Below are 16,001 nucleotides of genomic sequence, written 5' to 3'. Positions count from 1 at the left end.
TCCAACCAATTTGAACTGGCGCGCGTCTCGCGGAATTATGCGCTCAAACAACGGCCAGCCCTGAGCCCCACAGCCAGGCGGCCGCCCCCACGGAGCGAGACATGAAGCAAAGGCGCTATCCCCCTGCCCCGGCACAGGTCTACCTGTTCGCCACCTGCCTGGTCGACATGTTCGTGCCGCAAGCCGGCCTGGACGCCGTGCGGCTGCTGGAGCGAGAGGGCCTGACCGTGCACTTCCCGCGTGGGCAGAGCTGCTGCGGGCAGCCCGCCTATAGCAGCGGCAACCCGGCACAGGCCCGGGCCGTGGCGTTGGCCCAACTGGATCTATTCGCCGAACCGTGGCCGGTGATCGTGCCCTCTGGCTCTTGCGCCGGGATGATGCGGCACCACTGGCCGCAGCTGTTCGCGCAAGATCCCGTGGCCGGCCCCAAGGCCGCCCTGCTGGCCGAGCGCGTGTACGAGCTGAGCGAATTCCTGCTGCACGTGCTGAACGTCCGCTTCGATGTCAGCGGCGTCGCCGGCCAGCCACCCGAAACCGTGGTGCTGCACACCTCCTGCGCCGCCCGTCGAGAAATGGGTACGCGCGACCATGGCGTGGCCCTGGTCGACACCCTGCCCGGCGTCACGCGTACCGAGCATCAGCGCGAATCCGAATGCTGCGGCTTTGGCGGCACCTTCTCGCTCAAGCATCCCGACATCTCCGGTGCGATGGTGCAGGACAAGATCGCCTCGGCCTGCGCCACCGGCTGCGACCGGCTGGTCTCCGCCGACTGCGGCTGCCTGCTCAATATCGGGCACGCGGCCAGGCACCAGGGGGCGCCGCTGCCTGTCGAGCACCTCGCCACCTTCCTGTGGCGGCGTACCGGCGGTGCCGCCAAGGAGCAAGCATGAGCACACTGAGCGCCCGCGAGCGCATGCTCGGCCGGCTACGCGCGGCCGCACCCGCACCCGCTGCCACTGCCGATGCCAGCCAGCTGGATGCGCGCATCGACGCGCACTACGACGCCCGCCGCGAGGCGGCCACCCCCGCCGAGCTGGCGCAGGCCATGCAGGCGGCACTGGGCGCCTCGCACGCGCTGGCCTGGTGCGCCAGCGCCGAGGCCTGGCCCGCGCAACTCGCAGGCAGGCTCGCTGCCGCCGGCGTGCGCCGCCTGTTGCTGGACCCCGCCTCCGCGCAAGGCGCCGCGCTGATGCGCGCCCTGCCCGCCAGCGTGGCGCCGTTGTCTTACGCGCGCCCCATCGAAGCGTGGAAGGCGGAACTCTTCGACACCGTGGACGCGGGCTTTACCGTGGCGCGCTCCGGCATTGCCGCCACCGGCACGCTGGTGCTGGCGCCCGACGCGCAAACGCCACGCACGGTCTCGCTGGTGCCGCCGCTGCATATCGCGCTGGTATACGCCGAAACGCTGCATCCGGACCTGCATTGCGCCGCGCGCGCCGAGCGCTGGAGCGCGGGCATGCCGACCAACCTGGTGCTGGTCTCCGGCCCATCCAAGACCTCGGACATCCAGCAAACGCTGGCCTACGGCGCGCACGGCCCGCGCGAATTGTGGGTCATCATCGTGACCGGCAGCGCCGGAACAGGAGCCGCGCAATGAGTACGCCCACGACTACTCAGGCTGGTGCCAAACCCCTGCACTTCGTGCCCGCCGCGGACTTCAAGGCGCGCTCGCGCGCGGCGCTGGACGACCCCAAGTTGCGCAGCAGCTTCCGCGGCGCCATGGACTTCCTGCAGGCCAAGCGCGCCGTGCAGTTCCCCGACGGCGATGAGCTGGAGCAGTTGCGCGACCTGGGCGAAGCGATCCGCCAGCACGCACTGTCGCAACTGCCGGACCTGCTGGTGCAACTGGAGGACAAGCTCACCGCGGCCGGCGTGCAGGTGCACTGGGCCGAGACCGCGGACGAGGCCAATGCGATCGTGCACGGCATCGCACAGGCCCGCCAGGCAAGCCGCGTGATCAAGGGCAAGTCGATGGCCAGCGAGGAAATCGAGCTGAACCATTACCTGGCCGAGCGTGGCATCGACTGCATCGAGTCCGACATGGGCGAGTACATCGTGCAGCTCGCGGGCGAGAAGCCGTCGCACATCGTGATGCCGGCCATCCACAAGACGCGCGGCGACATTGCCGCGCTGTTCGAGCAGCATATCCCCGGCACGCCCTATACCGAGGACGTGGACGAACTGATCCAGACCGGCCGGCGCGCGCTGCGCCAGGAATTCGTCAACGCGGACATCGGCCTGTCCGGCGTGAACTTTGCCGCCGCGGACACCGGCACGCTGTGGCTGGTGGAAAACGAAGGCAACGGCCGCCTGTCCACCACCGTGCCCGATGTGCATATCGCCATCATGGGCATGGAGAAGGTAGTGGCCCGGCTTGAGCACATCGTGCCGCTGTCCAGCCTGTTGACGCGCTCGGCCACCGGGCAGGCCATCACCACCTACTTCAACCTGATCTCCGGCCCGCGCCGCGCGGGCGAGCGCGACGGCCCGCGCGAGGTGCACCTGGTGCTGCTGGATAACGGCCGCAGCCAGGCCTATGCCGATGCGCAACTGCGCGCCACGCTGCAGTGCATCCGCTGCGGCGCGTGCATGAACCATTGCCCGGTGTACACCCGCATCGGCGGCCATGCCTACGGCACCACCTACCCCGGCCCGATCGGCAAGATCATCTCGCCACACCTGCTCGGGCTCGATGCCACGGCGGACCTCGCCACCGCCTCCAGCCTGTGCGGCGCCTGCGGCGAAGTCTGCCCCGTGCGCATCCCGATTCCGCAATTGCTGATCCGCCTGCGCACCGAAGCCAACCGCGATCCCGACGAACAGGTTGCGCATCCGCTGCGCGGCCAAGGCGCCAAGTTCAGCCGCGGCGAGCACCTGGTCTGGCGCTTCTGGAGCGGCGCGTTCGCGCATCCGCTCGCCTACCGGCTGTTCCGCTGGGCCGCCACGCGGCTGCGGGTGCTGACGCCAAAACAGCAACTCGGGTGGACCCGGCACCGCGCACCGCTTACCCCAGCGCCGCGCAGTCTGTCGGACTTGCTGCGCGAGCGTGGACAGGCGGAGTAGGCCCGCCAGCGGGCAACACAGCGCAATGCGAAGCGAGCCCCCCAAGCGATGCGAAGCGAGCCGTCAAGGTTTACCAGGCCGTATGGGGCGCCTCGTCGGCAGACAAAAAGAGCGGAAAAGAGGGGGCCGTGTCTGAGCATCGCCTTAAGGCGATGTGAGTTTGGCCCCCGGCCGCTCTTTTTGGCTGCCGACGAGGGGGTGTCGCCCCATCCGGCGCGCCTTCTTTGCCTACTTTCTTGGCAAGACAAGAAAGTAGGTCGCCGCCCCGCAGGGGTGGTGAAACCGCCTTTGACTTTAAGCCTTTGACTTTAAGCCTTTGACCTTAAGCCTTTGACTTCGCCGTCAGGCAACAAGGCAACAAAAACCAGACAAAAAAACACAAGCAACAAAACGCCCCACCCCAGTTCACTCAAACACAATCCCCGGAGGAGACCCACCGTGCAACCCTGGACCCAGACCTACACACCGCTAGGCAGCCTGTGGCTGTCCGCGCTCGCGGCAGCGCTGCCCATCCTGTTCTTCTTCCTCGCCCTGGCGGTGCTACGCATGAAAGGCCATGTGGCAGCAGCCATCACGCTGCTCCTCGCCATCGGCGTGGCGATCTTCGCCTACGGCATGCCCGTGCGGCAGGCGCTCGCCGCCGCGGGCTTCGGCTTTGCCTACGGCCTGTGGCCGATCGCGTGGATCATCGTGACCGCAGTGTTCCTCTACAAGATCGTGGTGAAGACCGGGCAGTTCGACATCATCCGCGCATCCGTGCTCGCCGTCACCGATGACCAGCGCCTGCAGATGCTGCTGATCGGCTTTGCCTTCGGCGCCTTCCTGGAAGGCGCGGCGGGCTTTGGCGCGCCGGTGGCCATCACCGCGGCCCTGCTGGTGGGCCTGGGCTTCAACCCGCTCTATGCGGCGGGCCTGTGCCTGATCGCCAACACCGCGCCGGTGGCCTTCGGTGCCATGGGCATTCCCATCATCGTGGCGGGCCAGGTGACCGGCATCGATGCCATGCACATCGGCGCGATGGCGGGCCGGCAATTGCCGCTGCTGTCGCTGGCGGTGCCGTTCTGGCTGGTGTTCATCATGGACGGCAAGCGCGGCGTGAAAGAGACATGGCCGGCGGCGCTGGTGACCGGCGCGAGCTTCTCGGTGACGCAGTATTTCACCTCGAACCATATCGGGCCGGAGTTGCCTGACATCACGTCGGCGCTGGTGAGCCTGGTGTCGCTGACGCTGTTCCTCAAGGTGTGGCAGCCCAAGAGCGCAAGCCAGCGGGCTGGCGGCGCGGTGAAGGCGAGCGGCGGGGCGGCAGCACTGGCGCGCATGGGTGGCGGGTTGGCAAGCGATGCGGGCAGCTTCGGCAACGGGGCGGGCGACGGGGCGGGCAACAACCGCCGCGCCTCGCCCTACACCGTGGCACAGACCGTGCGCGCGTGGGCGCCCTTCGGCATCCTTACCGCCATCGTGACGGTCTGGAGCCTGCCGTCGTTCAAGGCGCTGTTCGCCGGCAACGGCGCGCTGGCTGGGTGGGTGCTGAAGTTCCATGTGCCGGCGCTGGACCAGCTGGTGATCAAGGCCGCGCCGATCGTGGCACAGCCTAAGGCCTACGAAGCTGTGTTCAAGCTCGACCTGGTATCGGCGGTGGGCACCGCCATCCTGCTGACCGCGCTGATCTCCGCCGTGCTGCTGCGCATGAAGCCGCGCGATGCGCTGGCCACCTTCGGCGAAACGCTGATGGAGCTGCGCCGCCCGATCCTGTCGATCGGGCTGGTGCTGGGCTTCGCCTTTGTCGCCAACTACTCGGGCATGTCGTCGACGCTGGCGCTGCTGCTGGCCGGCACGGGCGCGGCGTTTCCGTTCTTCTCGCCCTTCCTGGGCTGGCTGGGCGTGTTCCTGACTGGCTCGGACACGTCGTCCAATGCGCTGTTCTGCTCGTTGCAGAGCACCACCGCGCACCAGATCGGCGTGTCCGACACGCTGCTGGTGGCGGCCAACACCACCGGCGGCGTGACCGGCAAGATGATCTCGCCGCAATCCATCGCGGTAGCCTGCGCGGCCACCGGGCTGGTCGGCAAGGAATCCGAGCTGTTCCGCTTTACCGTGAAGCACAGCCTGCTGTTCGCGGTGATCGTGGGCATCATCACCATGCTGCAGGCTTACGTGTTCACGGGGATGATTCCCCACTAAGCGGGCATGGCCGCCAAGCTCAGGCGCTGTCGTTGGCGGCGTCGCGCGGCAGGAACTGGTCACCCTCGGCCAGGGGCGCGTAACGGTAGGTGGCGGGCGTGCGGCTGAGCTTGACGGGCGACCCAAGGCCCTTGTAGCCATCCGCCATCTCCACCACCATCTCGCGGTGGACGGTATGCGGATGCTGCAAGGCGTCCGCCACCGACAGCACCGGCGCGCACGGCACGCCGGCGGCCACCAGCGTATCGGCCAGCACCTTGCCATCCAGCTTGCCCATGCGCGCTTCCAGTTCCACCTTGAGCGCGGCACGGTTGACCGAGCGCGCGCCGGCGGTGGCATAGCGCTCATCGTCGGCAAACCCGGGCATCTCCAGGTGCTCGCACAGGATGCGGAACTGGCGATCGTTGCCGACCGCGAGAAAGATCGGGTCGGTGGCGGTGGCGACGGTGTCGTACGGATAGATGTTCGGGTGCGCGTTGCCGGTGCGGGTCGGCTCCTTGCCGCTCATGAACCAGTTGGCCGCGTGCGGATGCAGCAACGACAGGCCCGAGTCGTACAGCGCCGCCTCGACAAACTGGCCGCGCCCGCTGCGCTCGCGCTCCTGCAGGGCCAGCAACACGCCCAGCGCGGCGTTCAGCCCCGTGACCATGTCCACCACCGGCAAGCCCACGCGCAGCGCGTCGCCGCCGGCTTCGCCGTTGATGCTCATGATGCCCGCCATGGCCTGGATGGCCGCGTCGTAGCCGGGCAGGCCACCCAGCGGGCCATCCGCGCCAAAGCCGGAAACCCGGCAGTGCACCAGGCGCGGGAAGCGCGCCGACAGCGCGTCAAACCCCAGCCCCCATTTTTCCAGCGTGCCGGTCTTGAAGTTCTCGACCAGTACGTCGGCGTCCGCCAGCAGGGCAAGCAGCACCTCGCGGTCGGCATCGGTGGTCAGGTCCAGCCGCATCACGCGCTTGTTGCGGTTCAGGCCGAAGTAATAAGAGGCCACGCCGTCCTTGAACGGAGGGCCCCAGGTGCGGGTATCGTCGCCTTGTGGCGGCTCGATCTTCAGCACGTCGGCGCCATGGTCGCCAAGGATCTGGCCGCAGAACGGCCCGCCCAGGATGCGGGAGAGATCGACCACGCGGATACCGGCAAGCGCGCCGGGCGAGACAGGGAGTTTGCTCATGAGAGGGGTTCCGTAACTGCGGCGATGAACGTGCGACAAAAAACGCGGATTGGCTCAGGCGGCCGGCGCGGGCGTGCGATCCAGCAACTTGAAGGTGCCGGTGGCCAGCGCCAGCAGCTCGCCCTGCGCATCGCGGATCTCGCCGCGCGCGAAGCACAGGGAACGGCCGCGCCGCTCGCACCAGGCGGTGGCGGTCAACTCGCCGCGCCCGGGGGCGGTGAAATGCACCGACAAGTCGATCGTGGCCACGCCAAAGCGGCGCGGATCGTGGCCGCGCGCGGCGCAGGACAGCGCGCAATCGAGCAGCGTGGCCAGCGCGCCGCCGTGCACGTCGCCGCGGCTGTTGGTGTGGTCCGGGTGGTAGGCCATGCTCACGCGCGCCTCATTGGCGTTGATGTGCACGCCGGTCAGGCCGAACACGCGGGCCATGGGCATCGGCAGGGCAAACAGCAGGCCCGGCGCTTCGCCGGCAAATTCGTTGACGGGCGCGGGCGAGGAAAGATCGGTCATGGCGGGCACAGAGTAGGTTGGGGCCGCATGAAGGCAAAGCGGGCACCGCTATGCCGCGATGCCCACGAATTCGCCCACATGCCGCCAGGTGCATTGGACTGCACGCAGGTTGGCAAACGTCGATACTACCGCCGAACCGGCCATGATTCATAGCCTGGCTTGGCGGAGCGTGCCCCTGGCTCAGTCCAGCTGAGCACCCGATTTCTGCACCACGCCGCGCCATTTGGCCACCTCTGCCTTGACGAAGCTGCCAAGCTGCTCGGGCGAGGTCGATGGCGGCAGTTCCAGCCCTTGCGCCTGCAGGGTCTTGCGCACTTCGGGCTGTTGCAGCGCATCGGCAAAGGCGTGGTTGAGCTTGGCGATGACCGCTGGCGGCGTGCCGGCCGGGGCGACCACGCCGAAGAACACCGAGACGTCGAAGCCGGGCACGCCCTGCTCGGCCACGGTGGGCACATCGGGCAGCGCCTGCGAGCGGGCCTTGGTGGTCACGCCCAGCACGCGGAACTTGCCGCTCTTGATGAAGGGCAGCGCGGTCAGCACGTCGGTGAAGCTCATGCTCACCTGGCCGCCAAGCAGGTCGTTCAGCGCCGGGCCGGTGCCCTTGTAGGGAACGTGCTGGAAGTCCGTGCCGGCCAGGTTGTTGAACAGCACGCCAGCCAGGTGCGAGGACGCGCCATTGCCCGACGAGGCGTAGCTCAGCTTGCCGGGGTGCGCCTTGCCGTAGGCGATCAGCTCACCGACGGTCTTGACGGGCACCGAGGGGTTCACCACCAGCACATTGGGCAACTGGCCGATCTGGATCACCGGCGCAAAGCTCTTGATCGGGTCATATTTGATCTTGCGGTACAGGCTGACGTTGATCGCCAGCGGCGCCGAGGTGCCGAACATCAGCGTGTAGCCATCCGGCTCGGCGCGCGCCACGGCTTCGGCGCCGATGTTGCCGCCGGCGCCGGCGCGGTTTTCCACCACCACGGTCTGGCCAAGGCTGCCCTTGAGCGCGGACGCCAGGGTGCGCGCCATCACGTCGGTGGGGCCGCCGGGCGGGTAAGTCACGATCATCATGATGGGCTTGGACGGGTAGTCCTTCTGCGCCAGCGCGGGGGCAATGCCCACGCAGAGGGTGCAGGCGGCGACAGCGGCGAGGCGTTGCCAGAGGGTCATGGTTGTCTCCTGATATTGGTCTATTAGGTCGATGTCCACCCGGCGGGGCGCCATGGTGAAGTGTGCTGCGCCGGCTTCTGGCGGCGCAGCGGGGGCTGTGTCCTGCCCTTGCGGGATCAGAACAGGTTGACCTGCGCCACGGTCGTGGCGGCGTCCACTGCGCCATCCTCTGGCGGCGCAATGGTGTCGGCCAGCCAGTCGGGCTCGGCCTCGCCTGCCAGCGGATCCTGCGGCAGCACGCGATGCAGCAGCACCAACTGGGCCAGGCGCATGCGGCGCACGGAACCGATGCGGCCCGCTTCCCAAGCCATGGCGACCGCGCTGGTCACGTGGTACAGCCCGGATGCGGCCTGGCGCGCCAGCACGTCGCCATCGGCGCCGGCTTCGGCGGCGCGGGCGGCCAGCGTGGTGGCACGCGCGATCGCGGTGGTAAAGACGCCGCGTGCGCCGGCATGCATCGGCGTGGCTTGCAGCAGGCCGGCCAGGTGAGCCTCGAGCACGGGCAGCGCGCCTTCGCGGCGGATCGCGCGCAGCACGTCCAGGGCGACGATATTGCTGGTGCCTTCCCAGATCGAGCCAAGATGCGCGTCGCGCACCAGGCGCGGATCGCTCCATTCCTCGATATAGCCGCAGCCGCCACGCATTTCCATGGCGTCGCCGGTGACCTTGCGCGCATCGCGGCAGGCGCGGAACTTGATCAGCGGCGTCAGCACGCGCATCAGCGGATAGGCATCGGCCTCGCCGGCATCGGCGCGGCGCAGCGCCTCGGCGGTCTGGAACACCATGGTGCGGGCCTGCTCGGTGGGCAGCGCGAGCTTGAGCAGCTGGCGGCGCATCAGCGGCATGTCCAGCAGGCGCTTGCCAAAGGCCCGGCGTTCGCGCGCGATGAACTGGCCCTCCGACAAGGCGCGGCGCATCAGGCCGGCCGCGCGTACGCCGTTGGACAGGCGCGAGTTGTTGATCATGTCGGCCATCTGCACGAAGCCCCGGCCCAGCTCGCCCACCAGGTAGGCATGCGCGCCTTCCAGGCGGATCTCGCCACTGGCCATGGAGCGCGTGCCAAGCTTGTCTTTCAGGCGGATGATGCGATAGTGGTTGGCGCTGCCATCGGCCAGCGTGCGCGGCAGCAGGAACAGCGACACGCCTTTGATGCCGGGCGCGGCCTCGCCGTTTTCGTCCTCGACGCGAGCCAGCACCATCGCCAGCGCGGCGTCCGGGTTGGAGCAGAACCACTTGTCGCCCGACAGGCGCCAGCCGCCCTCGGCCTGCGCATCGCGCGCGGCGCGGGTGGTGGTGGCAGCCACGTCGGAGCCTGCGCCCTGCTCGGTCATGAACATGGCACCCTGGTACAGGTCCTCGAAGACCTGGGTGGTGAGGTTCGGCAAGAAGCGCTCGACCACCGCCGGATCGCCGAACTTGCGCAAGGTGCGGGTCAGCGAATCCGTCATCGACAGCGGGCAGCACAGGCCGAACTCGGCCTGCACGAACAGGTAGGTCAGCGCGTACTTGGCCACGGCCGGCATCGGCTTGTCCCAGCCCAGCACGCCGCCACGGTGCGACGCCGCCGCCAGACCGAACTCGGAGAAGGCAACCCGCTCAAGCTCCACATAGGCCGGATGCTTCTCGATGTGCTGCGCGTCGATGCCCGTGCGGGTGCGGTGCGACAGCGTGGGCTTGTTCTGGTCGGCGGTATGCGCCAGCGTGTCCAGCACGCCGCCGGCCAGCGCGCCCATGCGATCGAGGTGGGGCAGCAGGTGGGCGAACAGGTCGGGCGGGAGGTAGAGCGGCAGCAGCGCGCGCAGGTCCGGATCGCTGGCAAACAGGTTGACGCCTTGCTGGTCGGGCACCGGATGGGCGGGCGTGGCCGAGGTTGCGGGAATGGCCGAGGCGGCCGGGGTGGCCGAAGAGGCAGTATGGCGCGCTGCGCTGGTCCGCATGAAGTGTCTCCTGTGTTTGCCGGCACGTGGCGCCGGATACTTTGTCTGCATTATTCAAAGTCCGGCGATTCGTGTCTAATTCTAAAATTGGCTTGGTCCATATATTTTTTATATCGCCATGGAATTCCGTCACCTGCGCTACTTCCTCGTCCTCGCCGAAGAACTCCACTTCGGCCGGGCCGCCCGCCGCCTGTCGATCTCGCAGCCGCCGCTCTCGCTCAATATCCAGCAGCTGGAAGCCTCGGTAGGCGCCCGCCTGTTCGAGCGCGACAGCCGCGGCGTGCGCCTGACGGCCGCTGGCCGGGCTTTTCGCGAATCGGCCAGCGCGCTGCTGGCCCAGGCCGAGGAGGCCCGCTTGCTGGCGCGCGAGATCGAGGCCGGCGCCGTCGGGCGGCTGCGCATCGGCTTCGTGGGCTCCATGCTGTACCGCGGCCTGCCCCAGCGCCTGCGGGAGTTCCAGGCCAGCTACCCCGGCATCCAGGTGGCGTTGACGGAACTCAACTCACAGGAGCAGATCGACGCGCTGCTGCATGACGGGCTGGATGCTGGCTTCATCCACACCGACCGCGTGCCCGACGAACTGGCCACCGCACTGGTCCATAGCGAACCTTTCCTGTGCTGCGTGCCGCACGATCATCCCCTGGCGCGCCAGGCCACCGTGGCGCTGAGCGAGCTGCGCGGCGAGCCCTTTGTGCTGTTCTCCCGCAAGGCCTCGCCCGACTACTACAACCGCATCTTCGAGATGTGCGCGGCGCAGGGCTTCTATCCGCAGATCCGGCATGAGGTGCGGCACTGGCTGTCGGTGGTGTCCCTGGTGTCGCAAGGAACCGGCGTGGCGCTAGTGCCGGCGGCGCTGCAGAGGTCGGCAATGGCGGGGGCGGTGTTTTTGCCGCTGGCGCAGGCGACGGTGCCGTCGGAGGTGTATTGCGTCTGGAAGGCAGGAACGGACGAGCCCGCGCGCGACCGCTTCCTGGAGAAGATGCGGGATGAGAAATAAGGAGGTGGGACGGGAAGAAAGCCGGGCCTTTCCTGCTCACCCCGAAATGCGGCGAGCACTTGCGATGGCGAACGCACTCAGGGTAAACACTAGGACTACCAAGAAAATGCCACCTGCTTTACCGGCAGGTGGCATGTCAAATACGCGTGGAACGGGGTGTTCAGCGTGCAAGCAGCATACCCGCTGCACTTTCCCCCACCAATAACGCAATTGCGTTATTCGGGACCCTACTCAAGCGGGGGGAGGATTGCCCCCCGGTCCGGATTCAGAACCCCTCGACCGCCACGCTGACATGGCCCACGTTGGGCGCAGCGGCAAAGTAGTCGCCAACCAGCTTGCGCCATTCGGCGAAGTCCGCGGATTCGCGGAAATCCACCATGTGGTTCTCGACCGTATCCCACTTGACCTCCAGCGTGAAGTGCGAGGGGTTTTCGATCGACCTGAGCAGCCGCATGGCGTGGCAGCCGCGGGCGCGCTTGAAGAGCGGCGCCGCCTTGGCAACCGCTGCCTCGAAGTCCGACTCCGTGCCCGGTTTGATCTGGAACTGCGCTATTTCGAGAATCATGTCTTGTGCTCCGTCTGTGCGTGTCAGGAAGGCCGGGGCCTGGCCCGGTCGTGCGTCGACAAGCATTTTATGACAGGCCGGGACATCGCGCGTCGCCGCTAAATTATTCTTAGATGTCGAACATTACTTGACAAGGCCACGGCAACTGCTAGGATTGCCATACGTACTTCGATATCTAAGTATTTTTTGCATTCACATCAAGACCGCGACACCAACCCACCGGACCCCCGGAACCCTGGAGCCAAGCATGTACGACCCATTTGCAACCGACAAGCTGATTGACCTGTGGCTGACCGAAGACATCGGCGCCTGCGACCTGACGGTCCACACCATGATCGAGAAGGGCGAGACGGGTTCGTTCTATATGAATGCGCGTGAGCCGATGCCGATCGCCGGTGTGGATGTGGCCGCCCGGGTGTTCTCCCGCTACGATCCGTCGCTGCATGTGGATGTGCGCGTGAGCGATGGCGACAAGGTCGCCAAGGGCGCCATCCTGATCGCCGTGAGCGGTTCGGCGCGCAGCGTGCTGACCGCCGAGCGCACGGCGCTGAACATCATGCAAAGGCTGTGCGGGATCGCCAACCATACCGCCCGCTACGTGGAGGCAATTGCCGGCACCAAGGCGCGCCTGATCGACAGCCGCAAGACCACGCCGGGGCTGCGCGTGCTGGAGAAGCACGCGGTGACCTGCGGTGGCGGCCTGAACCACCGGCTGGGGCTCGATAACGGCGTGATGATCAAGGACAACCATATCGCCGTGTGCGGCAGCATCGCCGCCGCCGTGGAGCGCGCGCGCCGGCAACTGCCCGTGCTGACCAAGCTGGAAGTGGAGTGCGACCGGCTGGACCAGGTGCATGAAGCCCTGAAGGCGGGCGTCGACGTGATCATGCTGGACAACATGTCCGTGCCCGACATGCGCGAAGCCGTTGCCATCGTCAACGGGCGCACCAAGGTGGAGGCGTCCGGCGGCATCAACCTGGAGACCATCCGCCCCATCGCCGAGACTGGCGTTGACTACATCTCCACCAGCAAGATCACCCAGTCCGCGCCGGCCGTGGATATCGGGCTGGACGATGCGGTGTGAACAAGCGCTGTGAACAGGCGGTGTAAAGATACCGTGTGAGCGGGAGTCACTCCTTCCCGCCACTTTGACGCGCGCCTGGCTGCTGCCTTGCGCGCTTTTTTTATGCCGCGCTCGCCGCCAGCGCCGTCACTGGCTCAAAGATCCGCCAGCAGCCGCCCCAGCTCGCGCGTCGATGGCACACGCCGTGCCGTGCCCTGGGCCTCTTCCTCATCCTTGGCCAGGTTGCGGTTGATGGCAATCAGCACCTTGCGCGCAATCGCGACGTCCTCGGCCGAGACCCCCTCCACGCTGATCTCGTTGACCTCCTCGGCCAGCGGCACCAGCTTGCGCTTGAGGGCGCGTCCCGTCTTGGTCAGGAACACATGGACATTCTTCTTGTTGCCGGGCAGGTGCATGCGCTCGATATAGCCCAGCGCTTCCAGCGCCTTGACCGCCGCGAACGTGGTCGGCTCAGTGACGCCCGCCAGGTCGCTCAGCTCCCGCTGCGACAAACCGTCGTGATCCCAGAGGATCCGCAGGATGGTCCAGTGCCCATAGTAGACCGTGTGTTCGGCCAGGCGCATCTGCAGGGCGCGGATATAGGCCCGGGCGGCGTCCTTCACCATATGCGCCAGGCGCTCGTTGGCGATGTCGCCCGGCTGGGCGGGCACCTGCGTTTCAGTCAGTTTTGAAGTGGCCATAAGACGGTGTGGGAGTCCTTGTCGGCGCCGGCCATGCCCGCGCCCGAAGATGGAAAACATGATAACGCGTTAGCAAAGCGGCCGTATGTTCCGCCACGCCGCTCTCCCGGCGGATATTCGCCAGCTAACCATTTTTCTTCGACCGAATGTAGTGCTCACTACATCAGTGCGGGCTTGCGCCACGACGATGCAGCAACGCACCTGCAGAGGGATTTCCCTGCTAGACATTGCTGGAATCCCCGCCACAGGCCGTGGATACGGCCCTTCCCGGCGATGGCCCGACTCTTGCATATTCTTAGATGTCGAACTTATCTTGACAAGGCTTCATCTGGTGCTAGCATTGCCTTTGTACTTCGATATCTAAGCATATTGTCTGAGGACATACGCGGCACAGTCGACGAAATGGGACCAGGAATGGGACCAAGAGAAAGAAGAGGATGACCATGAAGAACCCCGAGACCTGGAACGACACATGCACAAGCAGCCTGGAATCCTCCCCCCATCCGAACCGCGTCGGGCCATCGGCTTTGGCGGCGGTCTCCACCACGCGGGATAAGCCCGTGCAAGCTGTCGGCACCTTCTTCCTCGTGGTTGGCCCCAGCGGCGCGGGCAAGGACTCGCTGATGGACGGTGCCAGGGCGGCGCTGCTGGCCGATCCGCGCTATGTGTTTGCCAGGCGCGTCATCACCCGGCCAACGGGTTCGCCGGGCGAGGACCACGAGGGCGTGACGGAGGCCGAATTCTCGGCGCGCGAGGCGGCCAACGCCTTCCTGATCACGTGGGCAGCGCATGGCTTGCGCTATGGGCTGCCGGCCGGCTTGCTGGATGAACTGGAGCGCGGCCGGCACGTCATCGCCAACGGCTCGCGCGGCATTGCTGCCGCGCTGGCTGGCCGGCTGCGCAACTTCGTCGTCATCCATGTCACGGCGCCGCTGCAGGTGCTGGCGCAGCGCATTGCCGCGCGCGGACGCGAATCCGGCGACGCGGTGCTGCGCAGGCTGGAGCGCATGCCCGATCCGATTCCCGCAGGCGTGGCGAGCGTCTCCGTATTGAACGACGCGGCCATGGAGGTGGGCATCGCGCGCTTCCTGGAAGCGCTGCACACGGCGTCGACGCCGCTCAAGGCCAGACGCATGCCGATCGCCACCGGCGACGCGCACATTGCTTACGTGTCGCCCGCCTTTGCCGCTGGCCAGACCCGCATGGCTGTGCGCTCGGGAACGGCCGAGATCCCCGCGGCCTTGCATGTGGTCGAGAGCCCGGCCTTGCTGCAGGACGAAGAAATCGGCCTGTCCGATGCCCTCTTCGATCGCCTGGGCGTTGCGCCCGGCAGCATCGTGCGCCTGCGCCGGATTCCCGGCCCCGTCAGCCGCGATGTGCTGCGCAAGAAGCTGCGCGGCGATGCCTTGAGCGAGGCCGAGTACGAAGCCGTGCTGCGCGATGCGGTGGAGGGCCGCTATACGGAGATCGAGCTGACCGCGTTCCTGGTGGCTGCCTCGCAGCACCTCACCGATGCGGAAGTGGTCAGCGTCGCTCGTGCCCGCACGCGCTTTGCCCCCAGGATCGGCTGGGACGAACCCATCGTGGTGGACAAGCACTCCATGGGTGGCGTGCCGGGCAGCCGCATCACGCTGATCGTGGTGCCGATCGTCGCGGCGTTCGGGCTGGCGATGCCCAAGACCTCGTCGCGCGCGATCACCTCCGCGGCCGGCACCGCCGAGGCCATGGAGACGGTGGCGCGGGTGGACCTGGACATCGACGACGTGCGCCGCTGCGTGGAGCAAGCGCGGGCCTGCATTGCCTGGAACGGCCGCCTTAATCACTCGGCTATCGACGATGTGATGAATGCCATTACGCGCCCGCTCGGCCTGGACGCCAACCGGTGGTCGGTGGCATCCATCCTCTCCAAGAAATACACAGCGGGTTCGACCCATGTGATCGTCGACCTGCCCTTCGGCCCGCAGGCGAAGCTCAAGTCGCAAGCCGAAGCACAAGCCCTGGGCGTCTTGTTCGAAGCGGTGGGCGCGGGGCTGGGCATGCAGGTGCGCGCGTTCGCGACGCACGGCAGCAAACCCATCGGGCGCGGCGTAGGCCCGGCACTGGAAGTGCGGGATGTGCTGCAGGTACTCAACGGCAGCCCCGACGCGCCCGCGGACCTGCGCGAGAAGGCCCTGTTCTTTGCCGGACAGATTCTTGCGTTCGACCCGGCCGTGGGATCTCCCGCCGAGGGGCGGCGGATTGCGGGCGAATTGCTTGCCTGCGGGGCCGCAAGCGCCGCATTCGACCGGATCGTGGCCGCGCAGGGCGCAAGGGCGGCACCGGATGCACCGGGCCACCATGTCCACACCGTACCGGCCAGCACGGCGGGCGTCGTCGCGGACATCAACGGCTTTGCCATCGCTGGCATTGCGCGCGGCGCCGGCGCGCCACGCCGGCCTGGCGCTGGCGTGGACCTGCTGTGCACGGTGGGAGACCGGCTCGTTGCCGGGCAACCGCTATTCAGGATCCACGCCGAGACCGCCAGCGATCTGGAGGCGGGCGTACGGGCCCACGCTTCGGCGGAGCTCGCCGGGCCACCGATTCGTATCCGGCGGGACTAGCAGCGCGTCCGAGCGCGCCGCCTGCACTGGCGCACTGATCTATCATTTCCTT

Annotated in this window: 13 protein-coding genes; 7 read left to right on the top strand and 6 right to left on the bottom strand. The window is 67.3% G+C overall.

What is annotated here, in order from left to right; translation table 11 throughout:
- Positions 1-101: 101 nt before the first annotated feature.
- The 4 genes from AC1Q7Q_RS08010 (at position 102) to AC1Q7Q_RS07995 (ending at position 5,244) form a co-directional block, all read left to right on the top strand.
- Positions 102-890: a (Fe-S)-binding protein gene (locus tag AC1Q7Q_RS08010; RefSeq protein WP_492375335.1), complete on the top strand. Its 789-nt coding sequence runs from the start codon at positions 102-104 to the stop codon at positions 888-890.
- Positions 887-1,597, top strand: coding sequence for a LutC/YkgG family protein (locus AC1Q7Q_RS08005; RefSeq protein WP_492375334.1), 711 nt, complete (start codon positions 887-889; stop codon positions 1,595-1,597). Before AC1Q7Q_RS08010 ends, AC1Q7Q_RS08005 begins: the two co-directional genes overlap by 4 nt.
- Positions 1,594-3,063, top strand: coding sequence for a LutB/LldF family L-lactate oxidation iron-sulfur protein (locus tag AC1Q7Q_RS08000; protein WP_492375333.1), 1,470 nt, complete (start codon positions 1,594-1,596; stop codon positions 3,061-3,063). Before AC1Q7Q_RS08005 ends, AC1Q7Q_RS08000 begins: the two co-directional genes overlap by 4 nt.
- A 438-nt stretch (positions 3,064-3,501) precedes the next feature.
- Complete coding sequence (locus AC1Q7Q_RS07995) at positions 3,502-5,244, top strand: lactate permease LctP family transporter (RefSeq protein ID WP_492387144.1); 1,743 nt, start codon at positions 3,502-3,504, stop codon at positions 5,242-5,244.
- A gap of 19 nt (positions 5,245-5,263) precedes the next feature.
- Here AC1Q7Q_RS07995 and AC1Q7Q_RS07990 read toward each other — a convergent pair whose 3' ends face one another.
- The 4 genes from AC1Q7Q_RS07990 to AC1Q7Q_RS07975 form a co-directional block, all read right to left on the bottom strand.
- Entirely contained in the window at positions 5,264-6,415 is a 1,152-nt protein-coding gene (locus AC1Q7Q_RS07990) for a CaiB/BaiF CoA transferase family protein (protein WP_492375563.1), read from the bottom strand.
- A gap of 54 nt (positions 6,416-6,469) precedes the next feature.
- Positions 6,470-6,925, bottom strand: coding sequence for a PaaI family thioesterase (locus tag AC1Q7Q_RS07985; protein WP_492375562.1), 456 nt, complete (start codon positions 6,923-6,925; stop codon positions 6,470-6,472).
- A 180-nt stretch (positions 6,926-7,105) separates the two neighbouring features.
- Entirely contained in the window at positions 7,106-8,086 is a 981-nt protein-coding gene (locus tag AC1Q7Q_RS07980; RefSeq protein ID WP_492375561.1) for a Bug family tripartite tricarboxylate transporter substrate binding protein, read from the bottom strand.
- A gap of 116 nt (positions 8,087-8,202) precedes the next feature.
- The gene (locus AC1Q7Q_RS07975) at positions 8,203-10,023 is read right to left on the bottom strand and encodes an acyl-CoA dehydrogenase family protein (RefSeq protein ID WP_492375560.1); all 1,821 of its coding nucleotides are present in this window, start codon (positions 10,021-10,023) and stop codon (positions 8,203-8,205) included.
- A gap of 118 nt (positions 10,024-10,141) precedes the next feature.
- Here AC1Q7Q_RS07975 and AC1Q7Q_RS07970 point away from each other — a divergent pair, with 118 nt between their 5' ends.
- Positions 10,142-11,020: a LysR family transcriptional regulator gene (locus tag AC1Q7Q_RS07970; protein ID WP_492375559.1), complete on the top strand. Its 879-nt coding sequence runs from the start codon at positions 10,142-10,144 to the stop codon at positions 11,018-11,020.
- Between the two features lie 265 nt (positions 11,021-11,285).
- Here AC1Q7Q_RS07970 and AC1Q7Q_RS07965 read toward each other — a convergent pair whose 3' ends face one another.
- Complete coding sequence (locus AC1Q7Q_RS07965) at positions 11,286-11,585, bottom strand: antibiotic biosynthesis monooxygenase family protein (protein WP_492375558.1); 300 nt, start codon at positions 11,583-11,585, stop codon at positions 11,286-11,288.
- 247 nt (positions 11,586-11,832) lie between these two features.
- Here AC1Q7Q_RS07965 and nadC point away from each other — a divergent pair, with 247 nt between their 5' ends.
- Positions 11,833-12,669 (top strand): carboxylating nicotinate-nucleotide diphosphorylase, encoded by an 837-nt coding sequence (nadC, locus tag AC1Q7Q_RS07960; RefSeq protein ID WP_492375557.1) that lies wholly within the window; start codon positions 11,833-11,835, stop codon positions 12,667-12,669.
- Between the two features lie 134 nt (positions 12,670-12,803).
- Here nadC and AC1Q7Q_RS07955 read toward each other — a convergent pair whose 3' ends face one another.
- Positions 12,804-13,349, bottom strand: coding sequence for a MarR family winged helix-turn-helix transcriptional regulator (locus AC1Q7Q_RS07955; protein ID WP_492375556.1), 546 nt, complete (start codon positions 13,347-13,349; stop codon positions 12,804-12,806).
- A 560-nt stretch (positions 13,350-13,909) separates the two neighbouring features.
- Between AC1Q7Q_RS07955 and phnN the strand changes: the two genes are divergently transcribed.
- The gene (gene phnN / locus AC1Q7Q_RS07950; protein WP_492375566.1) at positions 13,910-15,949 is read left to right on the top strand and encodes a phosphonate metabolism protein/1,5-bisphosphokinase (PRPP-forming) PhnN; all 2,040 of its coding nucleotides are present in this window, start codon (positions 13,910-13,912) and stop codon (positions 15,947-15,949) included.
- Positions 15,950-16,001: the final 52 nt, after the last annotated feature.

The organism is Cupriavidus sp. GW823-FHT07A04 (assembly GCF_058794615.1).
This window is presented reverse-complemented; position numbering and strand designations above follow the sequence as displayed.

Excerpts from the sequence above, each read along its gene's own strand:
- AC1Q7Q_RS08010 (WP_492375335.1), top strand. The coding sequence starts at position 102 with ATGAAGCAAAGGCGCTATCCCCCTGCCCCGGCACAGGTCTACCTGTTC.
- AC1Q7Q_RS08005 (WP_492375334.1), top strand. The coding sequence starts at position 887 with ATGAGCACACTGAGCGCCCGCGAGCGCATGCTCGGCCGGCTACGCGCG.
- AC1Q7Q_RS08000 (WP_492375333.1), top strand. The coding sequence starts at position 1,594 with ATGAGTACGCCCACGACTACTCAGGCTGGTGCCAAACCCCTGCACTTC.
- AC1Q7Q_RS07990 (WP_492375563.1), bottom strand. The coding sequence starts at position 6,415 with ATGAGCAAACTCCCTGTCTCGCCCGGCGCGCTTGCCGGTATCCGCGTG.
- AC1Q7Q_RS07985 (WP_492375562.1), bottom strand. The coding sequence starts at position 6,925 with ATGACCGATCTTTCCTCGCCCGCGCCCGTCAACGAATTTGCCGGCGAA.
- AC1Q7Q_RS07980 (WP_492375561.1), bottom strand. The coding sequence starts at position 8,086 with ATGACCCTCTGGCAACGCCTCGCCGCTGTCGCCGCCTGCACCCTCTGC.
- AC1Q7Q_RS07975 (WP_492375560.1), bottom strand. The coding sequence starts at position 10,023 with ATGCGGACCAGCGCAGCGCGCCATACTGCCTCTTCGGCCACCCCGGCC.
- AC1Q7Q_RS07970 (WP_492375559.1), top strand. The coding sequence starts at position 10,142 with ATGGAATTCCGTCACCTGCGCTACTTCCTCGTCCTCGCCGAAGAACTC.
- AC1Q7Q_RS07965 (WP_492375558.1), bottom strand. The coding sequence starts at position 11,585 with ATGATTCTCGAAATAGCGCAGTTCCAGATCAAACCGGGCACGGAGTCG.
- nadC (WP_492375557.1), top strand. The coding sequence starts at position 11,833 with ATGTACGACCCATTTGCAACCGACAAGCTGATTGACCTGTGGCTGACC.
- AC1Q7Q_RS07955 (WP_492375556.1), bottom strand. The coding sequence starts at position 13,349 with ATGGCCACTTCAAAACTGACTGAAACGCAGGTGCCCGCCCAGCCGGGC.